The sequence below is a fragment of the Arthrobacter gallicola genome, from assembly GCF_014836775.1.
GTDB classification, from domain to species: Bacteria; Actinomycetota; Actinomycetes; order Actinomycetales; family Micrococcaceae; genus Arthrobacter_B; species Arthrobacter_B gallicola.
Genome location: NZ_JACSQD010000001.1, coordinates 166718 through 191065 on the forward strand (window position 1 = coordinate 166718; position 24348 = coordinate 191065).

Here is a 24348-nt window from a genome sequence, read left to right on the forward strand (position 1 = left end):
CTGGCGTGCGGCGGATCACTGGACAAAGATAAAGCGGTGGCGAGAGGAGTCCTGTTATGAGTAATGTGGACAGCTTCGGTTCCAAAGGCGTCTTGAACGTCGGCGGGAACGAGTATGAAATTTTCCGGCTGAATTCCGTCGAAGGCGCCCAGAGCCTTCCGTTCAGCCTCAAGGTCCTGCTGGAGAACCTGCTGCGCACCGAAGACGGTGCCAACATCACCGCAGACCACGTGCGGGCCCTGGCCAGCTGGGATCCCGAGGCGGAGCCCAGCACCGAAATCCAGTTCACCCCCGCCCGGGTGATCATGCAGGACTTCACCGGTGTGCCCTGCATCGTGGACCTGGCAACCATGCGGGAAGCTGTTGCCGATCTTGGCGGCGATCCCAAGCGCGTGAACCCGCTGGCACCGGCGGAAATGGTCATTGACCACTCCGTGCAGATCGATGCCTTCGGCAATGCCGGCGCCCTTGAGCGCAACATGGAGATCGAATACCAGCGCAACGGCGAGCGTTACCAGTTCCTGCGCTGGGGCCAGACCGCGTTTGATGACTTCAAGGTTGTCCCCCCGGGAATGGGCATTGTCCACCAGGTCAACATTGAGTACCTGGCGCGCACCGTCATGACGCGTGAGGTGGACGGCGTCCTGCGCGCCTACCCCGACACCTGCGTCGGCACCGACTCCCACACCACCATGGTCAACGGCCTGGGCGTGCTCGGCTGGGGCGTTGGCGGCATCGAAGCCGAAGCAGCGATGCTCGGCCAGCCCGTCTCCATGCTCATCCCGCGCGTTGTCGGCTTCAAGCTCACCGGTGAAATCCCGGCCGGCGCCACCGCCACCGACGTCGTCCTGACGATCACCGAAATGCTGCGCCAGCACGGCGTGGTCGGCAAGTTCGTAGAGTTCTACGGTGAAGGCGTTGCCTCCGTGCCGCTGGCCAACCGTGCCACGATCGGCAACATGAGCCCCGAGTTCGGTTCCACCGCCGCGATCTTCCCGATCGACGACGTCACCCTGGATTACCTGCGCCTCACCGGCCGGTCCGAGGACAGCGTTGCCCTGGTGGAGTCCTACGCCAAGGAACAGGGCCTCTGGCACGATCCGGCCAACGAGGTCAAGTACTCCGAGTACCTGGAACTGGACCTCTCCACCGTGGTTCCCTCCATCGCCGGCCCCAAGCGTCCCCAGGACCGTGTGGAGCTCACCAGCGCCAAGGCACAGTTCCGCAAGGACCTGCGCAACTACGTCGACCACGAGGTCGAAGCAGTCGGCGCAACGGTGGACGAGGCACTGGAAGAGTCCTTCCCCGCCTCGGATTCCCCGACCTACACGGACGCCGGAACCCAGGTTGCGGATTCCCCGCACGACCTGGTCTCCGTCACCGACCGCAGCGCAGGCCGCGTCGAGAACAGCGTGCCCGTCACGATGCCCGACGGCCGCAGCTTCGAGCTGGACCACGGTGCCGTGACGATCGCCTCGATCACCTCCTGCACCAATACGTCCAACCCGTCCGTCATGATGGCCGCTGCCGTCCTGGCCCGGAACGCCGTCGAAAAGGGCCTTACCGCCCAGCCGTGGGTCAAGACCTCCATTGCACCGGGTTCCAAGGTAGTCACCGACTACTACGAAAAGTCCGGCCTGATTCCGTACCTGGAAAAGCTTGGCTTCTTCGTGGTCGGCTACGGCTGCGCCACCTGCATCGGCAACTCGGGTCCGCTCGAGGACGAAATCTCCACCGCGATCAACGACGCCGACCTGGCCGTTACCGCTGTGCTCTCCGGTAACCGTAACTTCGAAGGCCGCATCAACCCGGACGTGAAGATGAACTACCTGGCCTCCCCGCCGCTGGTAGTCGCCTACGCCCTGGCCGGCACCATGGACTTCGACTTCGAAAACGATGCCCTGGGCCAGGACGAAGCCGGCAACGACATCTTCCTGAAGGACATCTGGCCGAACCCGGCCGAGGTCCAGCAGATCATCGATGCCTCCATCGACCAGCAGATGTTCACCGACAGCTACGCCACCATCTTCGAAGGTGACGACCGCTGGAAGTCCCTGCCGACCCCCGAAGGCGCGACCTTCGAATGGGATTCGGAGTCCACGTATGTGCGGAAGCCTCCGTACTTCGAGGGCATGAAGGCACAGCCGGAGCCGGTTACGGACATCGAAGGTGCCCGTGTGCTCCTGAAGCTGGGCGATTCGGTCACCACTGACCACATCTCCCCGGCCGGCTCCTTCAAGTCGGACACCCCGGCCGGCCGCTACCTGCTGGAACACGGTGTGGCCCGCAAGGACTTCAACTCCTACGGCTCCCGCCGCGGCAACCACGAGGTCATGATCCGCGGCACGTTCGCCAACATCCGGATCAAGAACCAGCTGCTCGACGGCGTCGAGGGCGGGTTCACCCGTGACTTCAGCCAGCCCGACGCACCGCAGGCTGCCGTCTACGACGCCTCGGTTAACTACCAGGCCGCCGGCATCCCGCTGGTTGTCCTGGCCGGCAAGGAGTACGGTTCCGGTTCCTCCCGTGACTGGGCTGCCAAGGGCACCGCACTGCTGGGCGTCAAGGCTGTCATCGCCGAGAGCTACGAGCGCATCCACCGCTCCAACCTCATCGGCATGGGTGTTCTTCCCCTGCAGTACCCGGCCGGCGTCAACGCCGATTCCCTGGGCCTGACCGGCACCGAGACCTTCTCGGTTGAGGGCGTTACCGAGCTCAACAACGGCAACACCCCCAAGACGGTTAAGGTCACCGCAACACCGGAAAACGGTGAAGCGGTCACCTTCGACGCCGTTCTGCGCATCGACACCCCCGGTGAAGCCGATTACTACCGCAACGGCGGAATCCTGCAGTACGTTCTGCGCCAGATTTCGGCAAAGTAGCTAAATCAGCACCAGCATCACGCCCCGTTTCGCTAGGCTTTCGAGTAATCGAAGCCCTGAAACGGGGCGTTTTGCGTGCCGGGGTAAATCCCGGACCGGACGCAGGCGTTAGAATTAGTGGTTGTGACGGTGCGTTTGCCCGTTGCCTAAGACGCAAGGGAGGCGCCCTTTTGGGACTTCTGGAAACCATCCGTGATCCGCGGGACCTCAGTAAACTGAGCGCTTCCCAGCTCTCGGCCCTGGCCGGAGAGATCCGGTCCTTCCTCATCACGAATGTGGCCCAGACCGGAGGTCACCTCGGTCCCAACCTCGGCGTCGTCGAACTGACCATGGGTATCCACCGGGTCTTCGACTCCCCGCGTGACAGCATTGTCTTTGACACCGGACACCAGTCCTACGTGCACAAGATGCTCACCGGCCGGCAGAACTTCGAAACACTGCGGCAGCAGGGCGGACTGTCCGGATACCCAGCCCGGGCTGAATCCGTGCACGACATTGTTGAAAGCTCACACGCCTCCTCCTCACTGTCCTGGGCGGACGGCATCTCCCGGGCCCGCCAGCTGACCGGTGAGGGCGACCGCTACACCGTGGTCATGGTCGGCGACGGCGCCCTGACCGGCGGCATGGCCTGGGAAGCCCTGAACAACATCGCGGCGGATCAGCGGCGGCGCGTGGTGATCGTGGTGAACGACAACGGCCGCTCCTACGCTCCCACGATCGGCGGCGTGGCCGATTACCTGGCGTCCCTGCGCCCCACTCTGGACACCGTGCGCACGCACCACATGTACGAAAACACCATGGACTGGTGGAAGGGCCGGCTGCAGCGCGGCGGCCCGGTGGGCCGGTTCGCGTACCACAGCCTGCACGCCGCCAAAAAGGGCATCAAGGACTGGTGGGCACCCCAGGGCCTGTTCGAAGACATTGGCATGAAGTACGTCGGTCCGGTGGACGGTCACGACCTGGCCGCGGTGGAGCAGGCGCTGATCACCGCGAAGAATTACGGCGGTCCGGTGATTGTGCACGCAATCACCGAGAAGGGCCACGGCTACGCCCCGGCCCGGGCGAATGACGAGGACCAGTTCCACGCGGTTGGAATCATTGACCCCGAAACCGGCGCGCCCGTCGCCCCGGGCGGGAAGCAGTCCTGGACGTCCGTGTTCGCCACGGAGATCGCCGAGATCGCCGACGAACGCCAGGACATCGTCGGTATCACCGGCGCCATGCTCATCCCCGTTGGGCTGCACCGCTTCGCCGCCAAGCACCCGGACCGGGTGTTCGACGTCGGCATCGCCGAGCAGCACGCGCTGACTTCCGCCGCGGGTATGGCGTACGGGGGACTGCACCCGGTGGTCGCCCTGTATGCGACGTTCCTCAACCGTGCCTTCGACCAGCTGCTGATGGATGTTGCCCTGCACAAGGCGGGCGTCACCATCGTTCTGGACCGTGCCGGCGTAACCGGGCCGGACGGGCCCAGCCACCACGGCATGTGGGACATGTCCATGCTGCAGATCGTTCCGGGCCTGCACCTGGCTGCGCCGCGTGATGCCACCCGCCTGCGGGAGGAACTGCGCGAGGCCGTGGCGATCTCCGATGCCCCCAGCGTGGTGCGTTTCTCCAAGGGCACCGTGGGTGCCGACGTTGATGCTGAAGAGCGCACTGACGACGGCGTGGATGTGCTGGCCCGGCGGCCCTCGGGCGATACCCGCAATGACGTCCTGATTGTCAGTGTGGGGGCCATGGCTGAGATGGCGCTGGACGTCGCCGACCGGCTGGGCGCCCAGGGCATCAGCTCCACAGTGGTTGACCCGAGATGGGTGCTCCCCGTTCCGCGGTCCATCATCAGCATGGCGGCCGCCCACCGCATTGTCATCGTGATTGAGGACGGCGTCCGCGCCGGCGGCGTTGGATCACGGATCCGGCAGGAAATGCGGGCAGCCGGCGTGGACACGGCCCTGAACGAGGTGGGCCTGCCTGCCGAGTTCCTGGACCACGGCACGCGTGCCGAGGTCCTTGAACGGGTGGGATTGACCGCCCGGCAGATAGCCCACGACGTCGTCGCCCAGGTCCTCGGCACGAAGGTGCCGTTCGCCCGTCCGCTCCCAGGCCAGCAGGCGCCCACCGGACAGATTCCGAAGATCAACTAGGCTCCGCGGCCCGGCGGGGCAGGAAAGAAGTGGCCACCATGGCAAATGACCTTCCAACCCTCGCCGTCACCGGAGCCACCGGAGCTCTGGGGGGTGCTGTTGCCCGGCAGCTCGCTGAGGCCGGCATTCCGCACCGTCTGCTGGCACGGCACGCGGCCAAGGTTCCCGCTCCGCCGGAAACACCGGTCTTCGCGCTGTCCTATGCGGACCGGGACCATGCCGTCAGGGCGCTGGAGGGGGTGCAGACCCTCTTTATGGTCTCGGCCGCGGAGAACCCCTACCGGGCGCAGGACCAGCGGACGTTCGTGGATGCCGCCGTGGATGCGGGCGTACAGCACATCGTGTACACGTCCTTCATGGGGGCGGGACCGGACGACGTGTTTACCCTCGGGCGGGACCACTGGGACACGGAGCAGCACATCAGGAGCCGTGGCCTGGAGCATACCTTCCTCCGCGATTGTTTCTATCAGGACATCCTTCCCTCCTTTGTGGGGCGCGACGGCGTGATCCGCGGACCGGCGGCCGACGGGAGGTTCGCGCCGGTCGCCCGCAGCGACGTCGCCGATTCCGCTTTCCGGATCCTCAGGGATCCGCAGCCCCACGCCGGCGCCACCTACACTCTGACAGGTCCGCAGTCCCTCAGCATGCGCGATGTTGCCGATACCCTGACCAGAGTCACCGGGCAACAGGTCACCTACCATGCCGAATCGCTTGATGAAGCTGTCGAATCCCGCCGCGCCGCCGGTGCCTCGGAGTGGCAGGCAGTGGCCTGGGCAACCAGCTACGCGGCCATAGCAACCGGTGAACTCGCCCGGGTCAGTGACGACGTGGCAGCGCTGACCGGCACGCCGCCGCTGAGCTTCGAAGACCATCTGCGCACCCGAAGGTAGTGTTCATCTCCCGGACCCTTCCCAACCACTGGACCCGTGGCTAGGGTCGAAGTATGAATCAGGTACTAGTTGGCCCCGTCGCGGACTTTTTACGGGAATGCACCATCACCGGACTGGATGAAACCGAGGCAACGCCCGCTGTGGACCTGTATGGGATGTACATCATCTGGTGCGAGCAGGGGGAGCTGTCACCGGCGTCGATGTCCGAATTTTCACGGCAGGTCAAGGAGAGCGGCAACGAGCTGCGGCGGCGTCGCCATGAGAACATCTACCCCGGCATGCTCCCGACCGGGCCGATTCCCATTCAGTACATCCTGGAGACCGACAAAGCGCCGAGCCTGAACGGCCCCCTGAACTCCCTGGGATTCTAGCTTTGGTGTCCTCCCCGTTTGGCAGCAAGGCTCATGGAGCCTCCATCCTCCGCGTTTCCGTATCCTTTCATCCCGTCGGATTCTGGGGCAGACCCCGGCGGCAGGGACCGCCGCCGTAGTTGATAGCGTGGGACGATGACCACCTACAACAGACTCGGCACGTCCGGTCTCACCGTTTCCACCGTCGGGCTTGGCTGCAACAACCTGGGCCGCGCAGGCACCGCCACCGAATCGCAGGAAGGTACCGACGCCGTCGTGCATGCGGCCATCGACGCCGGGATCACCCTCTTTGACACCGCCGATACCTACGGGGCGGTGCCTGGACTGAGCGAGGAACGACTCGGAAAGGCGCTTGGCGCCCGGCGCGGCGACGTCATCCTGGCGACGAAGTTCGGCATGGACATGAACGGCGTCAACGGTCCGGATTTCGGCGCCCGCGGCTCCCGGCGGTACATCATGACAGCCGTCGAGGCGTCCCTGCGCCGGCTGGGAACGGACTGGATTGACCTCTACCAGTTCCACACTCCGGACCCGCTGACCCCCATCGAGGAGACACTGTCGGCGCTCGATGACCTCGTCACCAGCGGCAAGGTCCGCTACATCGGGCACTCCAACCGTGCCGGCTGGCAGATCGCCGAGGCAGAGTTTACTGCCCGGGCTGCCCGGAGCACCCGCTTCATCTCTGCGCAGAACCACTACAACCTGCTGGACCGCCGCGCTGAACTAGAGGTCACCCCCGCTGCGGAGGCCTATGGGCTGGGTGTACTGCCGTACTTCCCGCTGGCCAACGGCCTGCTGACCGGCAAATACAGCGCAGGCAAGGCACCCGAGGGAAGCCGCCTGACCCACTCCCGCACGAATCTGCTGCAGGACGCCGACTTCGACCAGCTGCGTGAGTTCGGGCAGTTCGCTCAGGAACGCGGACTCACGGAAATCCAGGTGGCTTTCTCCTGGCTGGCCTCACGTCCGTCAGTAGCCTCGGTGATTGCCGGAGCGACCAGGCCGGAACAGATCCGTGAGAATGCCGAAGCCGCTTCCTGGGTGCCCTCGGAGAAGGACCTGGAAGAGCTGGACCGGATCTTCCCGCGGGCACCGAAGGTTGCTTTGTTCTAGGTTTGCGCCTGCGCGCGACGGCTCAACGAGAGAGCTGTTCAGACGCCTCGTAGTCGGCCCGGGCGGCGAAGACGTCATCCATATGTGCCTCTGCCCATCTCTTGAACTCGCGGACCGTGCCGTGCAGCGACTGGCCTAGTTCGGTGAGCTCATACGAAACAGTCACGGGAACCGTTGGCAGTGCTGTCCGGGTCACGAGTCCGTCGCGTTCAAGGGACCTCAGTGTTTGGGTGAGCATCTTCGGGCTCACGCCGGCGAGGACTCGAGCGAGCTCTGAATACCGCATCGGGGCAGGCTGTGCATCACAGGTGGGACCGCTTCCGAGCGCCGACAGGACGAGCGGCACCCACTTATCGGAAATACGGTCAAGCAGTTGCTGGCTCGGGCACATGGCCAGGAACGCGTTGTAGTTCGCTTTTGCCTTAGCCCGCCGGGCGGCAGCCGTCATTGTTGCCATGGTCTTGTTTACCTTTCGCATACATACGCACTTGTGGGTAACTACTTCCTAACGGGAAGCAACTGCCCCAACAATGAGGGACTGCCGAGAACGGCACAAGCACTCCCTGAAAGGAACGTGTCAATGACACCGGATACCCAGATTCTTCCCGGCGGCACATGGAAGCTGGGCGGCCAGACGGTCACCCGATTCGGGTATGGCTCCATGCAACTCACCGGACCGTGGGTCATGGGGCCGCCCGTGGACTATGACGGAGCTATCGCGGTCCTTCGTGAAGCCGCCAATCTTGGCATTACCCACATCGACACCTCCGGGGCCTACGGCCCGCACGTGACCAACGACCTGATCAGGGCGGCGCTGCACCCCTACCCGGGCACGCTGCGCATAGCGACGAAGGTCGGCGCGGAACGGGATGCCGACGGCGGTTGGCCGACCGCCCGCCGGCGGGACCAGCTGCGTCAGCAGATCGACGAGAACCTCACGCACCTCGGTCTCGACGTACTCGACCTGGTCTATCTGCGGGTGGGAAATGCTGAGGGGCCGGTGCCGGAACGTATCGGTGACGCCTTCCGGGTCCTGGTCGATCTGCAGCAGGAAGGCCTCATCCGTCACCTTGGAGTCAGCAACGCGACGCCGGACCAGGTCGCAGAAGCTCAGGCGATCGCACCGATCGTGAGTGTGCAGAATATGTACAACCTGGCCTACCGGCAGGACGACAGCCTTATCGACCGGCTCGCAGCGGAGGGTATCGCCTACGTACCGTTCTTCCCCCTGGGCGGCTTCAGCCCCCTGCAGTCGGAGACCCTCTCGGCAGTTGCAGCGCGGCTGAGTTCCAGGCCGATGTCCGTCGCTCTCGCCTGGTTGCTTCAACGCTCCCCGAATATCCTTCTCATCGCGGGGACGTCTTCAGCCGCACACCTGCGGAAAATGTCACCGGCGCCGGCATCCACCTCTCAGAACAGGATCTCAGCGAGCTCAACAGCATCGCGCGAGAAGAATAGCGGCACTGAGATTCCCCACCGAGGAACGCCGCAGACCGCCCACCCCCGGGCAGCTGCCCGGGGTGGGCGGGCGTCCGGCAGTAACGCCGTGGGTGAACTCCCGCACAGAAGACGGGCACACGTCGGCACCCCCTGTTAGCGTCGAAGGGTGAGCAGCAAACCTGAACCCGCCGTCCAGTCCGCTCCCAACACCAACAGCACCGCCGGCAACGGTATGGTCCGGGTCCGCGGAGCCGAGGAGAACAACCTCCGCAGCGTCGACGTCGACATCCCCCGCGACGCGATCGTGGCCTTCACCGGCATTTCCGGTTCCGGCAAATCATCACTGGCCTTCGGCACTATCTATGCCGAAGCGCAGAAGCGGTACTTCGAGTCCGTGGCTCCCTATGCCCGCCGGCTGATCTCCCAGGGCCACAATCCCAAGGTAGAGGCCATCACGGGGCTGCCTCCCGCCGTCGCACTCCAGCAGCGGCGCGGCACCGCCAGCTCGCGCTCCACGGTGGGAACGCTGACCACCCTCTCCAACTCCATGCGCATGCTGTTTTCCCGCGGCGGTACCTACCCGGCCGACGCCGAGCCAGGCAGCCTGGATTCGGACGCCTTCTCGCCCAACACCGCCGCCGGCGCCTGCCGTGAATGCTCCGGCCTGGGCATCGCGCACACCGTCACCGAAGAGTCCCTGGTCCCGGATCCGTCGCTGAGTATCCGGGACGGCGCCATTGCTGCCTGGCCCGGTGCGTGGCAGGGCAAGAACCTCCGGGACATCCTGATTCACCTCGGCTACGACGTCGATGTGCCCTGGCGGAAGCTGCCGAAAAGGGACCGCGACTGGATCCTCTTCACCGACGAGCAGCCGGTGGTGACCATCACCCCGCAGCGCGACCGGGTTGCCAAACCGTACAAGGGCAGGTTCTGGAGCGCGAAAAGCTATGTGCTGCACACCCTTGCCGATTCCGGCAGCGCGAAGATGCGTGAACGCGTGCTTGAGTACATGGTCTCCGGCCCGTGCCCGGTGTGCGGGGGCGCCGGCCTGCGGCCCGAGGCATTGGCCGTGACCTTCGCGGGCCGCAACATCGCCGAACTGAACGGGGCGACGCTGGGCGAACTGGCGGAGATCATCCGGCCGACGGCGGAGCTGAAAGCCGCGGGCACCGCGTCCCGGTCTGCGTCATCGAACGAAGACACCGAAGTTGCGGTCACCATTACCCGTGACCTGCTGTCCCGGCTGGAAGCGCTGATTTCCCTGGGCCTGGGCTATCTCAGCCTCTCCCGGGCCACACCGACCCTGTCGCCGGGGGAGATGCAGCGGCTGCGGATTGCCACGCAGCTGCGCTCCGGGCTGTTCGGCGTTGTGTATGTCCTGGATGAACCCTCCGCCGGTCTGCACCCGGCAGACGCCGAACCGCTGCTGGCCGTGCTCCAGGAGCTCAAGGACGCCGGGAACTCCGTGTTCGTCGTCGAGCACAACATGGACGTGGTGCGCAGCGCCGAGTGGATTGTCGACGTCGGGCCGCAGGCGGGCGACGGCGGCGGGACGGTCCTCTACAGCGGTCCGGTGGCCGGACTCGCCGACGTTGCGGAGAGCGCCACCCGTCCCTTCCTTTTCGGAGAATCGGAGGACACCGTTCCTGCCCGCCGCCGTGCCGAGCGCTGGCTCTCGCTGAAGGGCATCACCCGGCACAACCTGCGGGAGCTCGACGCCGACATTCCGCTGGGCGTGCTGACGGCCGTTACCGGTGTGTCCGGTTCCGGTAAATCGACCCTGGTCAGCCAGGTGCTGGCCGAAGCGGTCGGCACCCAGGTTAATAGCGCTCCGCCGGAACCGGACGAGGACGCGGTTTCTGACGAATCCGGCGGGGCCGGAAGCGTCCCGGACCAGGATCCCCGCGTCCAGGTGCGCAGCATCGCCGGCCTGGAACATCTTGACCGGCTGGTGAAGGTGGACCAGCGTCCCATCGGCCGCACCCCGCGCTCAAACCTGGCCACCTACACGGGCCTGTTCGACGCCGTCCGCAAGCTCTACGCCTCCACGGACGAGTCTCGGGCACGCGGCTACACCGCCGGCCGGTTCTCCTTCAACGTGGCCGGCGGCCGCTGCGAGGCCTGCCAGGGTGAAGGGTTCCTCGCCGTCGAACTCTTGTTCCTGCCCGGCACCTATGGGCCCTGCCCGGTCTGCCACGGCGCGCGCTACAACGAGGAAACCCTGCAGGTCACCTACCGCGGCAAGTCCATTGCCGACGTGCTGGCCATGCGGGTGGAAACGGCTGCCGAGTTCCTTGCCGATCTTCCGGCGGCGGCACGCAGCCTGCAGACCCTGCTCGACGTCGGTCTGGGCTACCTGCGGCTGGGTCAGCCCGCCACGGAGCTTTCCGGCGGTGAGGCCCAGCGGATCAAGCTGGCGACGGAACTGCAGCGCGCCCGGCGCGGGCACACGCTGTACCTGCTGGATGAGCCGACCACCGGGCTGCACCCGCAGGACGTGCAGCTGCTGCTGGCCCAGCTAAACCGGCTGGTGGACGCTGGCAACACCGTGGTGGTGGTGGAGCACTCAATGAACGTGGTGGCGTCGGCGGACTGGGTCATCGATATGGGTCCGGCCGGCGGCGACGACGGCGGACGCATCATTTGCGCCGGAACGGCCGACGAGGTGGCAGCATGCGAAGCGTCGCGGACGGCGCCGTATCTTGCTGCTGCGTTGAAGCGGCTGGGCTGAGCTCTCCTGCTTCTGCCTCATTCCGAGGTGCGGCAGGAGGATCCGGAACGGCGGCAACGAAACTCCCAGCCCGCAGGGCTCGCCGGGAGTATTAAAGCCGCCTAACCCGGACCCTCCGGCCGCCGGTAGCCGTGGCTGGCTCGGTCGGTTCGGTTCAGGCGTGCGAAGAATCAGGTGCCCAAAATTGTAGATTTCCGTAGATGGCGATCCCCCCGGATTCGATGGATCGTCTGATGCACAAAGTGTGTGTGTCGCGCAGGGGTTTGACAGCGCGGTTGCGGATATCGACCCCTCAATTCTGATTTGTTGGAATTAATCAGTGATCTTGGTATCGTGCGGTAGTCCGGGCGCCGGGCGCGCGCTGCAGCCGGCGGATACACGGTCATCTTACAAATGGGGGGAAATCTTATGTCGCGTGTGTTGTCTACTGAGCAGGCAAAGTCTGCCATTGGCCAGGTCCAGTCCATCATTAACGGCGGTTTTACGGACCAGATTTCGGCGCTGGATGCGCAGGGAAAGATCCTGTCGGACCCGAACGTGTGGGACGGCCCGCTGGCCGCACAGTTCCGCGGCTCCACGTGGCCTGAGACGAAGGCCGCTCTGGATAAGGCCCGCCAGGAACTCGAAGAGCTGCGCACGCAGCTGGAGAAGATCTCGCAGGATATCTTCTCCGCCGGTGGCGGCGCTTAGGCGTCACGCTCTTCTCTTCGCGCAAGGCCCGGGCAGCTATTGCTGCGGCCAGCTGCCCGGGCATTAAGCGGGCTTTGGGACGGTAGTCGGGTTGGTGCCGTTCCTTTGACGCCCCGCTTTGGGGTTCCGGTGCTGTTTTCTGGGTGATTTTGCCCGGCCGAGTGCCGCGGTTTTTGTTTTCTTCTTTTCCATTTTTTGTTCAGTGGGGGGCGCTGATTATGGATGATCCTGTCAAAATGCGGTTGTTGCCGGAGTCTGATGCCAGCTACGGTGGGCGGTTCAGATACGACTCGGCCGAAGCGCTGGAGTCGGCGTTCACCACTGAGGCGGACAGACTCGAGGGACAGGCCGGGGCCAGGGCGGCTGCGGTCGCCAACGCGAAAACGGACTTCCAGGGACATTTCTCGACGATCTTCAGCGACAACGCCGTTACCGCAGCCACAAGTGCAACGGATTTAGCCGGTGCACTGCGGGAGGCTGCTGGATTGGTGCGGCGTTTGATTACCCTCGCCGAGGAGGAAGACGCGCGGCGCAAAGAGAACAATGCCTGGGTCCAGGACTATCTCAACCGCAACGGGTGGGAGAAGTTCCAGGATTGGTGGACCGGCGGAGAAGACCGGCCAAATATGGATCCGGTTCCGGGCCCCTCCTTCCCCACCTCAGATCCCGTGGTGGGGACGCGGGCTCCGATGGTTGGGGCCGGTGGATACGGCGGGGGAACCTCCTCGGCGCGCCCGGATAATCTGTGGGCCTTCGCTGCCAGGACGCGTGAGTTGAACGATGAGTTGGCGTCCTCCGAGGGCAACCTCAACCACCGCATCTCCTGGTTCGAATCTGCGTGCGATTGGGGGAAGATCGATGCGTCCGGAGTGGTCCGGGCTTATCGCGAGTACTTGGAAGCGAACAGAAAAGATGCCGAGTGGGCGGATATTGTAGCGAACGCGTTCGCAGCGGCCGGCGGTACCGGGAACGTGTCCACGGTCTCCGACGCTGCCCTCGCGGCGTCGCTGGCCGCGGCCGGGGTGAGCGTGGGCCGGGACGGGCTGTCTATCGATCCGCCCACGGCCGCGGGTGCGATGCCCAGCACCGGCTACGCTAATGACCCGGTGAACACCGCCACGGGTAACTTCATTGAGCCGGAAGCGGATCTGGGGTTCACCGGGACTGCTTCGAACCTGCTGCTGACCCGGATGTATAACTCGCTGGCCTCCGGGCTGGAAACCCCGGGTGTGTTTGGTCCGGGCTGGGCTTCGGTCCTGGATCAGCACCTGGTGCTCTCCGATGAGGGCTGCCGGTGGGTGCTGGCGGACGGCCGGGCCGTGGACTTCCCGCGCGACGGCGAGGGCTGGGCCCGCGGTGTGGGCGAGAATTACTGGTTGACCCGGGAACCGGTGACTGCGCCGGTCCTGGGGGAACTGACGTCCGTGCCCGCGGGCAGTACCGAGGTGCTGGTGGTCCGGGATAACCAGGGCTCCTGGTGGGCTTACACGCTGGCGGGTCAGTGGCTGGGCACCGGGGCCGGGCCCGGCCGCACCGTTTCCGTGCTGCGGGAGAACACGGCAGGTATCGGCGCAGCAGGTGTCGGTGAGGTGTACGGCGCTGCGGCCACCGCCGTCGTAAACCGTGTGGAGCATGTGCGGGGCCGGTTCCTGGACGTGGAGTACGTGGACGGGCTCGTGGCCGTGGTCCGGGCCTCGGACGGACGCCGGGTGGAGTACGGGTACGACGACGCCGGCCGGCTGGTCACGGTGACTACCGAAACCGGCACCCGCACCTACCGGTGGAACGACGCCGGGCTGATCGACGCCGTCTACTCGGCTGCCGGGGTGCTGGAAGCGGAGAACACGTATGACGAGCAGGGCCGGGTGGTCCTGCAGGTGACCCAGCACGGGCGGCGGACCCGGTTCGCGTACCTTCCCGGCCGGGTCACCGTCGTTTCCGATGAGGACGGAACCCGGTCCAATTCCTGGATCGCTGATACCAAGGGCCGCCTGGTTGGGGTGCTGGATTCCCACGATCAGCGGCAGTCCATGGCCTACGATGCGCAGGGCAACCTGGTCTCCTTTACCGAGCGGGACGGTTCCGTCACGGTCCATGCCTATGACGAGCGCGGCCGGAAGACCCGGACTGTCACGGCCGAGGGCGCGGACCTGACCTACGGGTGGGATGAGCAGGACCGGATCACCACCCTGGTTACCGAGTCCGGATCGGTGGTCACGTATGAGTATGCGGACGAGCTCAGCCGGGACCCGGCGGTCATCCTGGATCCCCTGGGCGGGCGTACCGAACTGACCTGGCAGGACGGACTGTTGCGTCGGGTTACCGATCCGGCCGGGGTGAGTGTTGGCTTCGAGTACGACGCTTACGGGGAGCTGACCGCCACGTCCAATGCGGCAGGGGATACCGCACGGATTGTCCGTGACTCCGCCGGCCGGCCCGTCACAGCCATCAGTCCCTCTGGGGCGCAGACCCGCTTCACCTATGACGCTGCCGGGCTGCTGGTCCGGCGGGAGGACCCGGACGACGCTGCCTGGTCCTTCGAGCACGACGCCGCCGGCCGGATCACCGCCGTCGTCGCCCCAGACGGCGGCCGGACCGCCCTGGAGTACGCCGCCAACGGCGAACTGGTGCGCACCACGGACCCGCTGGGACGGAGCACTGAGCGGATCTTTGATGAGCTCGGCAATGTCACTGCCGCTATCCTGCCCGACGGCGCCCGCTGGGGCTTCACCCACGACACACTGTCCCGGCTGACCGGGATCACGGACCCGGCCGGGCATGACTGGATCCGGGAGTATGACAAGGTGGGGGCGCTGACCGCGGTCGTGGATCCCACCGGGGTGCGGATCGATGCGTCAACGGACCGGACGGCCGGGACCGCAACGATCCGGGACGCGTTCTCCGCCGCGACCTATAGTTTCGATGAGTACGGGCGGCCCGTCCGGTCCGAGTCCGAGGACGGCACCGCGGAGCTGGTCACCTATGACGCCGCCGGGAACCCGGTGGAACTGCTCGACGGCGAGGGCGGGCTCACCGTCCTGGGCCGGGATGTTGCCGGGAAGATCACCACGATCACCTCCCCCTCGGGGGCGGTGACCCGATACGAGTACGACGACTGCGGCCGGCCCTGGAAGACCACGGACCCGCTGGGCGCGGTCACGGAACTGAGCTACGACGTCGATCAGCGGGTCGTGGCCCGGATCCTGCCGACCGGGGACACCGAGACGTTCGGCTACGACGCGTGCGGGCGGCTGGTACTGCGCCGCGGCCCCGGTGCGGGTGTGGCCCGGTACGGGTATGACAAGGCCGGGCGGCTGAGTTTCTGCCAGGATTCCTGGTACGGGACCCGCCGGTTTGTTTACAACCAGGCCGGGGAACTGGTGGAGACGGTTAACGGTGTGGGCGGGCGGACCCGGTTCGAGTACGACGCCCGGGGCCGGCTGGTCCGGATCACCGACCCAACCGGCGGAGTCACCATCCGCACGTATACGGACACGGATCAGGTCGGTTCGGTGACGGATCCGCTTGGCCGGGTCACCACCGCAACCTATGACCCTGCGGGGCGGCAGCACTCCCAGACGGATCCGGCCGGCAACACCACCACCTGGACGTATGACGCGGCGGGCCGGGAGAAGAGCACGTCGTTCAACGGGAGACTGCTGTGCAGTGTTGACCGGGACGCCATGTCCCGGCGGGTGGTCATCACTGATCACACCGGGGATGACGGGCTGGTCGTGGAGCACGAGCTCGGTTTTGACCGGCGCGGTCAGCTGACGTCCCGGACCAGGGGCGGGCAGGGGTTGTCCTGGTCTTATGATGCGGACGGGCACCGGACCGGGTTCACCGACACCACCGGTACGACGACCACCTATTCCCGTGATGCTGCCGGCCGGGTGACGACGGTCCACAATCCCCGGCTGGGCGAGGCAACGTTTACCCATGATGCGTCCGGTCGCCTGACCGCTGTGTCGGCGGGGGAGCTGGTGCAGGAGTGGGAGTATCGGAACGGGTTCCTGGCCGAGCACACCCGCACGGATCTTTCGGATTCTGCTGCGTCAGCGGATGTCACGCTGATCGGCCGGGACGAGGATGGCCGGATCACGGGCCTGACCCGTGCCGGGGCGGTGACCCGGTATGGGTATGACGGTGCGGGGCAGCTGGTGGATGCGGCGACCACGCCTTTGGGGGAGTCCGGTGCTGCGTCCTCGGCCCGGACACAGGTCTCGGAGTGGCAGTACGACGGCGGTGGGCGTTTGGTGCGGGAGTTCACCCCGGCCGGACCCCGATCGTTTGCTTATGATGCGGCCGGCCAGCTGGTCTCGGTGACCGAACCGGACGGGTCCCGGACCGAGTATGTCTACGACGGGTTGGGCCGCCGTTCCCGGCTGATCGGCCCGGACGGGTCCTGGACCGAGTACGCGTGGGGTGAGACCGGGTATCTGCGCGGCACGGTGGACCGGACCCCGGATGGGGAGAAGGTTGCCGGGCATGAACTGTGGGTGGATGCCCTGGGTGAACTCGCTTCGGTGGACGGGTGCCCGGTCTGGTGGGATACCGCCAACCCGGTTCCGACTCTGGCGGGGGTCGGGTCGGAGCAGGTGCTGAATCTGCCCGGCGGTGTGACCGGGGTCGGAGAATCGTGGCTGGCGCCGGGGTGGCGTGCCGCCCGACCCACCGATCAGGCTGACCCGTGGGCGGTGCTGGGGGTGTCGGTGGTTCCGGAACCGGGTGCAGGTGCCGGGATGGGTACCCCGGGGGCGTTGTCCGGGTTGTCCGGGCCGGCGGGGATGCTGCCGTCCGGGGTGAGCCTGACCGGTGGCGGCGGCCTGGAGATCGCGGGCCTGGAATGGCTCGGCGCCCGCGCGTATGACCCCATGGTTCGTGGTTTCTTGTCCACGGATCCGCTGGCACCTGTGCTGGGTGCTGGGTGGGACGGGAACCCGTACTCCTACGCCGGGAACAACCCGCTGAACGCTACGGATCCCAGCGGCTTGCGGCCGTTGACGGATGAGGAACTGAAGGCCCTCGATAAGTCGGTGGGAAGCCACTGGGAATATGTGGTTGCGGGGGCGGCGATTGTTGTCGGCGTTGCGCTGATGTTCACTGGTGTGGGTGGCCCGGTGGGTGTGGCGCTGATTGGTGCGGCTTCCGGTGCGTTGATCAGTGGTGGCGTCACGATTGCCAAGGAAAAAACAGTGAACGGGCAGGTGGACTGGGGCAAGGTGGGGACGAATGCCCTCATTGGGGGTGCGTCCGGCTTCGTCGGCGGTGGGGCAGCAGGCGTTATGTCCAGGTTCGCGCCGTCAGTGGCAAAAACCGGGACGGGAGCGGCGCAGTCAGTTCTTCGCTCTGCGTTCAGCAGCACAGGACGGGCCGCAACAGCAGCAGGGGCATCTGGTGCTACGTCCAACGTTGCGGACTACCACTACAACTACATCGGGGAAAAAAACGTGATGGGATACCTCGGAAATGCCGCAACCGGCTTTGGAACCAGTGCCGGCTTCGGAATTTTAGGCAGCAAGGTGACCGCAGCTGCGGCCTCACGGTTGCCGATAACCCCCGTCTATCCTGAAGGTCTGAGTAGCCACGCAGTGGCGCCCAACGTCGCACGCTGGACAACGGGGGTCACGGAGGGGTTGGACCGAGTAATAGGTGCGGTCGGAGGAACTGCTAATCAGGCCGTTCGACCGGGAGGTTCAAGTTTCGAAGACTACGTCGTCGCTGGCACACTAGGATTCATCAATGGAGCAGACGGTCCTACTGTGGGAGTGCATCGAGCGCCTTAGAGTCACTAGACAAGGGCCGGGAGAAGAATATGGGTAATTTCAGCGAAGGCCATGCAAACGGTCTGCCGGGTGGTAAATCTCCGGAGCAGTTACGTAAAGATCGATGGGTATTTTGGGGAATCGTTTCCGTGGTGCCCGTTCTGGGTCTTTTTGTAGTGGGTGGCCCCTGGGCCATAGGAAAATACGACGAGGGCCATCGGACGCGGATCGAGTGCACCGTTACGGATGCTAACGGAGGCGTTTCGTCAGCCAGCGCACGAGGCGCCGCCTCTTGGTCTCAGGTGCTGATTGAATCATCGGACTGCGGAACGCTGACGCTTTCCTCGGGAATCACTGAGTCGAATCGTGATGATATAGCTGCCGAGCTGGCCCAAGGCGGACTCTATACCTTTGAAATAGGGGAGGCGACCAACTCACTTCGCTGGCTGACTGACGTCACCGGGACAATTCCCAAAGTATGGTCTTTCGAGAAGGTCGGCTGAGACCGGTTTTTGAACTTGCGCAATTCGGTCAAAATCGGTGCAGTTTGAGGAGCGGTCGAATTAGTGGGAAAAGGTACTCAGTATAAGGTCCGGGGTATGTTAGTTTTCGGCGTCGTACTGTTGGCCGCAACCGTGGCGGTCATAAGTGCCGGGTCTCAGGACCATGTGGAACGGGAAGCAGCGGTGCTGGTGGCTGGCCTGGAGGCTATCTGGCTCCCACGACGGGGCGTTTCTCCGGAATCATTCAGTTCGGAATCGGCGCGGGAAGCTCGGTTGCCGGTGGATTCGTCGATAGCGGCCTCTCAGGTCAGGGGTACTCCGCTGTCGATATTAGCTTCAATGTTTGACCGGGGGAGGTCCGACCCGTTTCCCCGGAGCCTCAGAGTTGAGTCCAAATCCTGGATGGGGGACGCACGCTATGGCCGCCTATGGTGGAGCCCATGAGGACGTTATTGTAGAGAGTTCAGAGTTCATATTTGAAGAGATTGGATGGCTGCCGTAGAAAATGAAAAAGACGATTCGTCACGGACGGGCGGCGTTGCGAGCCCGCTTACCGAGCAGGATTTAATTCTAGGTAAGAAGGCATCGAGGTTCATAGACGTCGTCATCGTAATCGCATTCACTATTTCCCTCGGATTGGCGGTCTATGTATTCATAAGTGTTCCATTGGCTACCATGCTTCCGTACAGTGGACAGTACGGCAGGAACGGTATACCGATGCCAATTGCCGTATCTCCTGCCCCGATTGGACTCTTTGTTCTGTGGCGCCAAGGTAGGAAGCCGGATGCCCACCACATGCGCAAGGGATCACGCATTGGGGTTTATACCTTCGGAACGCTGGTCGTCGGAGGGATTGTCTATACCCAGTGGATTCTCGTTGAGGCACTATTGATCGAAGGCGGCGCCCTGCCCGGATAGTTTGTGTCCGGCAAGTCGGTCATAGACTCGATATCGATGGGCACCGCTATTGTTTTCAATCAAGCGGCTGACGTCAGCTGTCAAAGATTGCAGGTCTTCGTAGAGAATCCCATTGCCGCGCATCGCGAAGAGAAGACCGGAGGTACCCGGACGAGAGCCATATTTGGTCTCGGTGCCGGAGCCGGACGGGTCCCGGACCGGGTCCCGGACCGGGTATGTGTATGACGGGCTGGGACGCCGTTCCCGGCTGATTGGCCCGGACGGGTCCTGGACGGAATACGTCTGGGGTGAGTCCGGGTATCTGCGCGGCACGGTCGACCGCACCCCCGATGGCGGTGAAACCGCCGGGCATGAACTCTGGGTGGATGCCCTGGGTGAACTCGCCTCGGTGGATGGGTGCCCGGTGTGGTGGGATACCGCGAACCCGGTGCCAACCCTGGCGGGTATCAGCGATCAGCAGGTGTTGAACCTGCCCGGTGGCGTCACCGGTTTCGGCGAGGCGTGGCTGGCGCCGGGGTGGCGTGCCGCCCGACCCACGGACGCAACCGATCCGTGGGCGGTGCTGGGCATGTCTATGGTCCCGGAACCTGGTGCAGCTGCCGGGATGGGCGCTGCGGGTGCGTTGTCCGGGTTGTCCGGGCGGGCGGGGATGCTGCCGTCCGGGGTGAGCCTGACCGGTGGCGGCGGCCTGGAAATCGCGGGCCTGGAATGGCTCGGTGCCCGGGCCTATGACCCCGTGGCCCGTGGTTTCCTCTCCACGGATCCTCTGGCCCCGGTGCTCGGCGCGGGGTGGGACGGGAATCCGTATGCGTATGCGGGGAATAATCCGCTGAACGCCACCGATCCGACGGGCTTGCGGCCGATGACGGATGAGGAGCTGAAGAACCTCGACGATCCCAGGGGCGCCTTCCTGGCTGCTGCGGGGGATTGGTGGGGGAAGTACGGCGAATACGTTATCGGCGGGGCCATGGTGCTCGCCGGTGGTTTGCTCATCGCTACCGGTGGGGGTAGTGCGCTGGGGGTAATGCTGATGAGTGCTGGCGCAGACACGATCATTCAGAAGGCCACGACGGGTTCGGTGGACTGGGGGGCAGGTTGCGGTTACGGGCGCAGTAGGCTTCATGGCTGGCCCGGTGGCTGGAAAGGTGGGCGGGATGGTCACTTCTGGACTCGGCCGTATGTGCGCCTCTCAAACCGGCACCGCGATTTCAAGTGCTGCGTCCCGCGCCGGGACCGCTGTCACTTCCGCCGTTTCACACATCAGCCCCGGCGCAGGGGCCGCTGTGGCACGGGTGCCCGCGGGCCAGATAGCGAACCACGCAATCGCCGATGGTACTACTGGAGCAATCATCAATTCCGGGCAGTACCTGGTCACCGCGGATGACAGGAGTCCTCTGGGTCTCGCGGGCGCAGCTGCCAACGGTGCCGTCAGCAACGTGACCAATGCGCCTGCTCAGCACATCTTTGGTCATTCCAGCACGAACTTTGAAAGAACGATCCGGCACACAGCCACGGCGGGTAGTTCTGCGGCTGGAGGTTTCGTTGACGGAATGATATCCGGTCAGGGGTACGGTCCAGAACGACTGCTGTTAGACGCCGGCGGTGGACTGACAGTTTCTGAACTCGGTACCCCCCGAGGCGCTCATGCTGCCTCCACATATACGGAAATACATGCAGCCGTTATTGTTGACAGCGGAAAGTACGTCATTGAGGAGAACTTTTTAGTGACTAGGCGAAACGTTGTTTCCGAAGGCGGGAGCAGCGCATTGCGTGGTTCCCTGACCGAGCGCGACCTGCTGTTGGGGAAGAGGGCGATAAGGATCGTAACTATCCTCGGCGTTGTCGCGTTCGTGGTGTGTGTAGGAATGGCCGTATACGTTTTTCAAAACGTGCCTGTGGACACGAGGTTGCCGTACTCGGGCAGATTCGGGCGCAGCGGAATGCCTATGCCCTTCGCGATAGGTGTCATCCCGGTGGCGCTGATCGTCCTCGTGCGTCCCAGCACCAGCCGCAGGGCGCACCATATGGGCAAGAAGTCACGTATAGGCTATTACATTCTGCTGCCGCCGATGCTTCTTGGGGCGGTGTACGGGCAGTTTGTGATGGCTGAATTGCTGATGATCGAGAGCGGAGCCCTTCCGGGGTAATCCACTGACACGGGGGGGTATTGCGTGCTGGAGGGTCTGGTGGTGGCGACTGTTGTCGCCGTGGTGGGCTTTGGTCTGATCCTGTTAGTGCTCTATCTGGCGAAAGTCTGGCAGCGACGCCGGGTGGAGATCGCTGGGGTCCGGGTGCAGATGCGGCCCAGAGGCGTCGGTGCGGTAGCCCTATTGATGGCTGTCATCTGGGCCTGCTTGTGTGGGGCACTGGCGCTGGCTGTCTATACGGAAGTGGCGGCCTACGTCGCCACCATCGCATTCGTCGTCGCCGCCTCGGGGATGCGTCCCATTATCGCGAAGGCCGGGCCTGCCTTTGTGATCAGTTCCGGCGGGTCGTCTGCGGCCCCCGACGGAGGGCATCGCCCTGATCAGGCAGTGTTTGACGAACACAGGGAAGCGCTTGCCCGGGGAGAGGAGCGGGTCCTTCGGAGGACTGTTGCTGGAACGCTGCACAGCTACCGCAAGGATGAGCAGGTCTCGCCTTCCGACGACCCATACAACCTACGATCACTCCCCGTCGGAATTCTCATTTCGTCGATCTACCTAGGATTCGCAGTCTTTTGTGCGGTGATGTTCTTTGTGGGCGACGGTGAAAATTACCCTGCCTGGGTGCTGCCGGTGGGCGCCGTGGCGTGCGTTTATGGTGGGCGCCCGGCTTTTGTGTTTTGCCGTGATGAGTACCGTGCCTCGAAAATCAGGAAAGAACGGGGCGTTCTCCAACCTGATAGGGGTAAAGCGCTTCGAGTTCGCGGTGTCGCTGGCAAGGAATCGGCCGTTTAGGCGGACACCCCTTCCGCTGGGGTCCTGTCGTGGCGCAGGCGCAGCCACCTGTATGACGCGGCCGGGAATCCGGTGGAGCTGCTCGACGGCGAGGGAGGGCTGTACGACGACTGCGGCCGGCCGTGGAAGACCGTGGACCCGCTGGGTGCGGTGACGGAACTGGTGTACGACGTCGATCAGCGGGTGGTGGCCCGGATCCTGCCGACCGGGGACACCGAGTCCTTCGGTTATGACGCGTGCGGGTGGCTGGTGCTGCGCCGCAGCCCCGGCTCCGGCTCCGGGGTGGCCCGGTACGGGTATGACAAGGCCGGGCGGCTGAGTTTCTCGCAGGATTCTTGGTACGGGACCCGCCGGTTTAAGTACAACGCGGTCGGGGAACTGGTCGAGACCCTCAACGGTGTGGGCAGGCGGACCCGGTTCGAGTACGACTCCCGGGGCCGGCTGGTCCGGATCACTGACCCGCTGGGCGGGGGCCACCAAAACTTACCGGCAACGAAACTCTCCGCTCGCAGAGCTCGCCGTGGGTATTAAAGCCGCCTGACCCGGACTCTCCGCAGGGCCAGAAGGCTACATCTCCTCGTCACCCACCCGATGGGCATCCGGATGCCTTGGGTCCCGGCCACGTTCCTGCCAGTAGTCGTCCCTTTGCTGGAGAACCAGCCGTGCCAGGAGTGCAATGGTAGCGGCGAGCAGGATGATGCCGCCGCCGAGCAGAACCCAGCTCCAAGGTTCGGCGAAATGGTTGTTGGTCCACAAAAGGACGAGTGATCCGGTCCCCGTCACAGCCAGCATGCCCGTAGTGTGCCTGCCCTTAGCGCGTTCTCCGGGTTCGCTCATCGGCTGAGCCTACGACGGTTGCGGAACCCTGTCACGCAGGTGGCAGGGGCAACCCTGACTCACAGCCGGACCGGGTGGAACTGAGGTGGAAGGATAGGGGAGTGAACTTCCCCGGACTCATTGACCGCATGGATCGGCACCAGATTTCGCTCTATCTCGGCGCGCTCCTCGCGGGGGCCCTGATCGGGTGGTTCCTCCCGAAGACCGCGCCGGTATTCGAGTCCACCGTTAACCCGGCCCTCGGCGCGCTGTTGTACGCGACGTTTCTGGGCATTCCTTTCGGCAGGCTGATCGAGGCCGTGCGTGACGGCAGGTTTATGGCCGCCGTCCTGGTCCTGAACTTCCTGCTGGTACCGGTTGTTGTTTTGAGCCTGACCCGCTTTATCGCGGGGGAGCAGGCACTGCTGATCGGGATGTCGATGGTCCTGCTGACCCCCTGCATCGACTACGTCATCGTGTTCTCCGGCCTGGCTGGTGGCTCCAGTGACCGGCTTCTGGCTGCCGCGCCCGTCCTGATGGTGCTCCAGATGCTTCTGCTGCCCCTTTACCTGCTGGTCTTTGTGGGCCCGGACATTGGCGCGCTCCTGGACCCCGGGCCGTTTGTCGCCGCTCTGGTGTGGCTGATCCTCGTTCCTCTGGCTTTGGCAGCGATGACGCAGTCGGCCAGCCGGAGATCAGGCACTGCGGCGAGGTTCGCGCGGTTCGTGCAGGACCTGATGGTGCCGCTCATGATGCTTACCCTGGCCGTGGTGGTTGGTTCCCAGATCAGTGCTGTGGGCGGGGAACTCCCGTCTCTGCTCGCCGTCGTGCCTCTGTACGCGGCCTTCCTGATCCTCATGGTTCCCATCGGGCTGGGAACGGCCCGCGCACTGAAGCTGGATGTTCCTGCTAGCCGGGCCGTCATCTTCAGCGGAGCGACCCGGAATTCCCTGGTGGTCCTTCCGCTGGCCCTCGCCCTCCCGGCGCCGCTGGCGTTGGCACCGCTCGCCGTCGTCACCCAAACACTGGTAGAACTCGCCGGAATGGTGCTTTTGGTGCGGCTCATCCCGCGGCTTGTCCCCGAGGCGCCGCTGAGTGCCTGTGAGCGCAAAGCAGAGGCGTAGGGTGCTCCCACGAGCGACGCAC

At 64.7% G+C, this 24348-nt stretch carries 18 protein-coding genes; 16 read left to right on the forward strand and 2 right to left on the reverse strand.

Translation table 11 applies throughout. The annotated features are described in order from the left end of the window. The first annotated feature begins 56 nt into the window (after nucleotides 1–56). From H9639_RS00720 to H9639_RS00740, 5 genes are all read left to right on the forward strand, one after another. Nucleotides 57–2882: an aconitate hydratase gene (locus H9639_RS00720; protein ID WP_191806244.1), complete on the forward strand. Its 2826-nt coding sequence runs from the start codon at nucleotides 57–59 to the stop codon at nucleotides 2880–2882. A gap of 170 nt (nucleotides 2883–3052) precedes the next feature. Beyond that, nucleotides 3053–5026, forward strand: coding sequence for a 1-deoxy-D-xylulose-5-phosphate synthase (dxs, locus tag H9639_RS00725; RefSeq protein WP_191806245.1), 1974 nt, complete (start codon nucleotides 3053–3055; stop codon nucleotides 5024–5026). Nucleotides 5027–5064: 38 nt separating this feature from the next. Next, complete coding sequence (locus H9639_RS00730) at nucleotides 5065–5916, forward strand: SDR family oxidoreductase (protein ID WP_191806246.1); 852 nt, start codon at nucleotides 5065–5067, stop codon at nucleotides 5914–5916. Between the two features lie 53 nt (nucleotides 5917–5969). Next, nucleotides 5970–6287 (forward strand): primase-like DNA-binding domain-containing protein, encoded by a 318-nt coding sequence (locus H9639_RS00735; protein ID WP_191806247.1) that lies wholly within the window; start codon nucleotides 5970–5972, stop codon nucleotides 6285–6287. Between the two features lie 135 nt (nucleotides 6288–6422). Further along, entirely contained in the window at nucleotides 6423–7400 is a 978-nt protein-coding gene (locus tag H9639_RS00740) for an aldo/keto reductase (protein WP_191806248.1), read from the forward strand. A 22-nt stretch (nucleotides 7401–7422) separates the two neighbouring features. On the opposite strand, the gene H9639_RS00745 is transcribed toward H9639_RS00740, so the two are convergent. Further along, a complete protein-coding gene (locus H9639_RS00745; protein ID WP_191806249.1) occupies nucleotides 7423–7857 on the reverse strand; it encodes a winged helix-turn-helix transcriptional regulator in 435 nt (144 codons plus the stop codon). Between the two features lie 123 nt (nucleotides 7858–7980). Between H9639_RS00745 and H9639_RS00750 the strand changes: the two genes are divergently transcribed. The 10 genes from H9639_RS00750 (at nucleotide 7981) to H9639_RS00795 (ending at nucleotide 22917) form a co-directional block, all read left to right on the forward strand. Then, the gene (locus tag H9639_RS00750) at nucleotides 7981–8997 is read left to right on the forward strand and encodes an oxidoreductase (RefSeq protein ID WP_318241934.1); all 1017 of its coding nucleotides are present in this window, start codon (nucleotides 7981–7983) and stop codon (nucleotides 8995–8997) included. Between the two features lie 75 nt (nucleotides 8998–9072). Further along, nucleotides 9073–11571 carry an excinuclease ABC subunit UvrA gene (gene uvrA / locus H9639_RS00755; protein WP_191806840.1) on the forward strand — a complete coding sequence of 833 codons (2499 nt, stop codon included), beginning with the start codon at nucleotides 9073–9075 and terminating at the stop codon, nucleotides 11569–11571. A 408-nt stretch (nucleotides 11572–11979) separates the two neighbouring features. Then, complete coding sequence (locus H9639_RS00760) at nucleotides 11980–12261, forward strand: pyrophosphorylase (protein ID WP_191806250.1); 282 nt, start codon at nucleotides 11980–11982, stop codon at nucleotides 12259–12261. A gap of 245 nt (nucleotides 12262–12506) precedes the next feature. Next, nucleotides 12507–18047, forward strand: coding sequence for a DUF6531 domain-containing protein (locus tag H9639_RS00765; RefSeq protein WP_191806251.1), 5541 nt, complete (start codon nucleotides 12507–12509; stop codon nucleotides 18045–18047). Between the two features lie 29 nt (nucleotides 18048–18076). After that, nucleotides 18077–18529, forward strand: coding sequence for a hypothetical protein (locus tag H9639_RS00770; protein ID WP_191806252.1), 453 nt, complete (start codon nucleotides 18077–18079; stop codon nucleotides 18527–18529). A 489-nt stretch (nucleotides 18530–19018) separates the two neighbouring features. After that, nucleotides 19019–19447, forward strand: coding sequence for a hypothetical protein (locus tag H9639_RS00775; protein ID WP_191806253.1), 429 nt, complete (start codon nucleotides 19019–19021; stop codon nucleotides 19445–19447). 172 nt (nucleotides 19448–19619) lie between these two features. Then, complete coding sequence (locus H9639_RS17125; protein ID WP_191806254.1) at nucleotides 19620–20831, forward strand: RHS repeat-associated core domain-containing protein; 1212 nt, start codon at nucleotides 19620–19622, stop codon at nucleotides 20829–20831. A 166-nt stretch (nucleotides 20832–20997) separates the two neighbouring features. Continuing rightward, entirely contained in the window at nucleotides 20998–21594 is a 597-nt protein-coding gene (locus H9639_RS00785) for a hypothetical protein (protein ID WP_191806255.1), read from the forward strand. Between the two features lie 24 nt (nucleotides 21595–21618). Continuing rightward, a complete protein-coding gene (locus H9639_RS00790) occupies nucleotides 21619–22386 on the forward strand; it encodes a hypothetical protein (RefSeq protein ID WP_191806256.1) in 768 nt (255 codons plus the stop codon). Nucleotides 22387–22458: 72 nt separating this feature from the next. Beyond that, entirely contained in the window at nucleotides 22459–22917 is a 459-nt protein-coding gene (locus H9639_RS00795; RefSeq protein WP_191806257.1) for an RHS repeat protein, read from the forward strand. 36 nt (nucleotides 22918–22953) lie between these two features. On the opposite strand, the gene H9639_RS00800 is transcribed toward H9639_RS00795, so the two are convergent. After that, nucleotides 22954–23223, reverse strand: coding sequence for a hypothetical protein (locus H9639_RS00800; protein ID WP_191806258.1), 270 nt, complete (start codon nucleotides 23221–23223; stop codon nucleotides 22954–22956). Between the two features lie 128 nt (nucleotides 23224–23351). Here H9639_RS00800 and H9639_RS00805 point away from each other — a divergent pair, with 128 nt between their 5' ends. Further along, nucleotides 23352–24326 (forward strand): arsenic resistance protein, encoded by a 975-nt coding sequence (locus H9639_RS00805; RefSeq protein ID WP_191806841.1) that lies wholly within the window; start codon nucleotides 23352–23354, stop codon nucleotides 24324–24326. Nucleotides 24327–24348 lie beyond the last annotated feature (22 nt).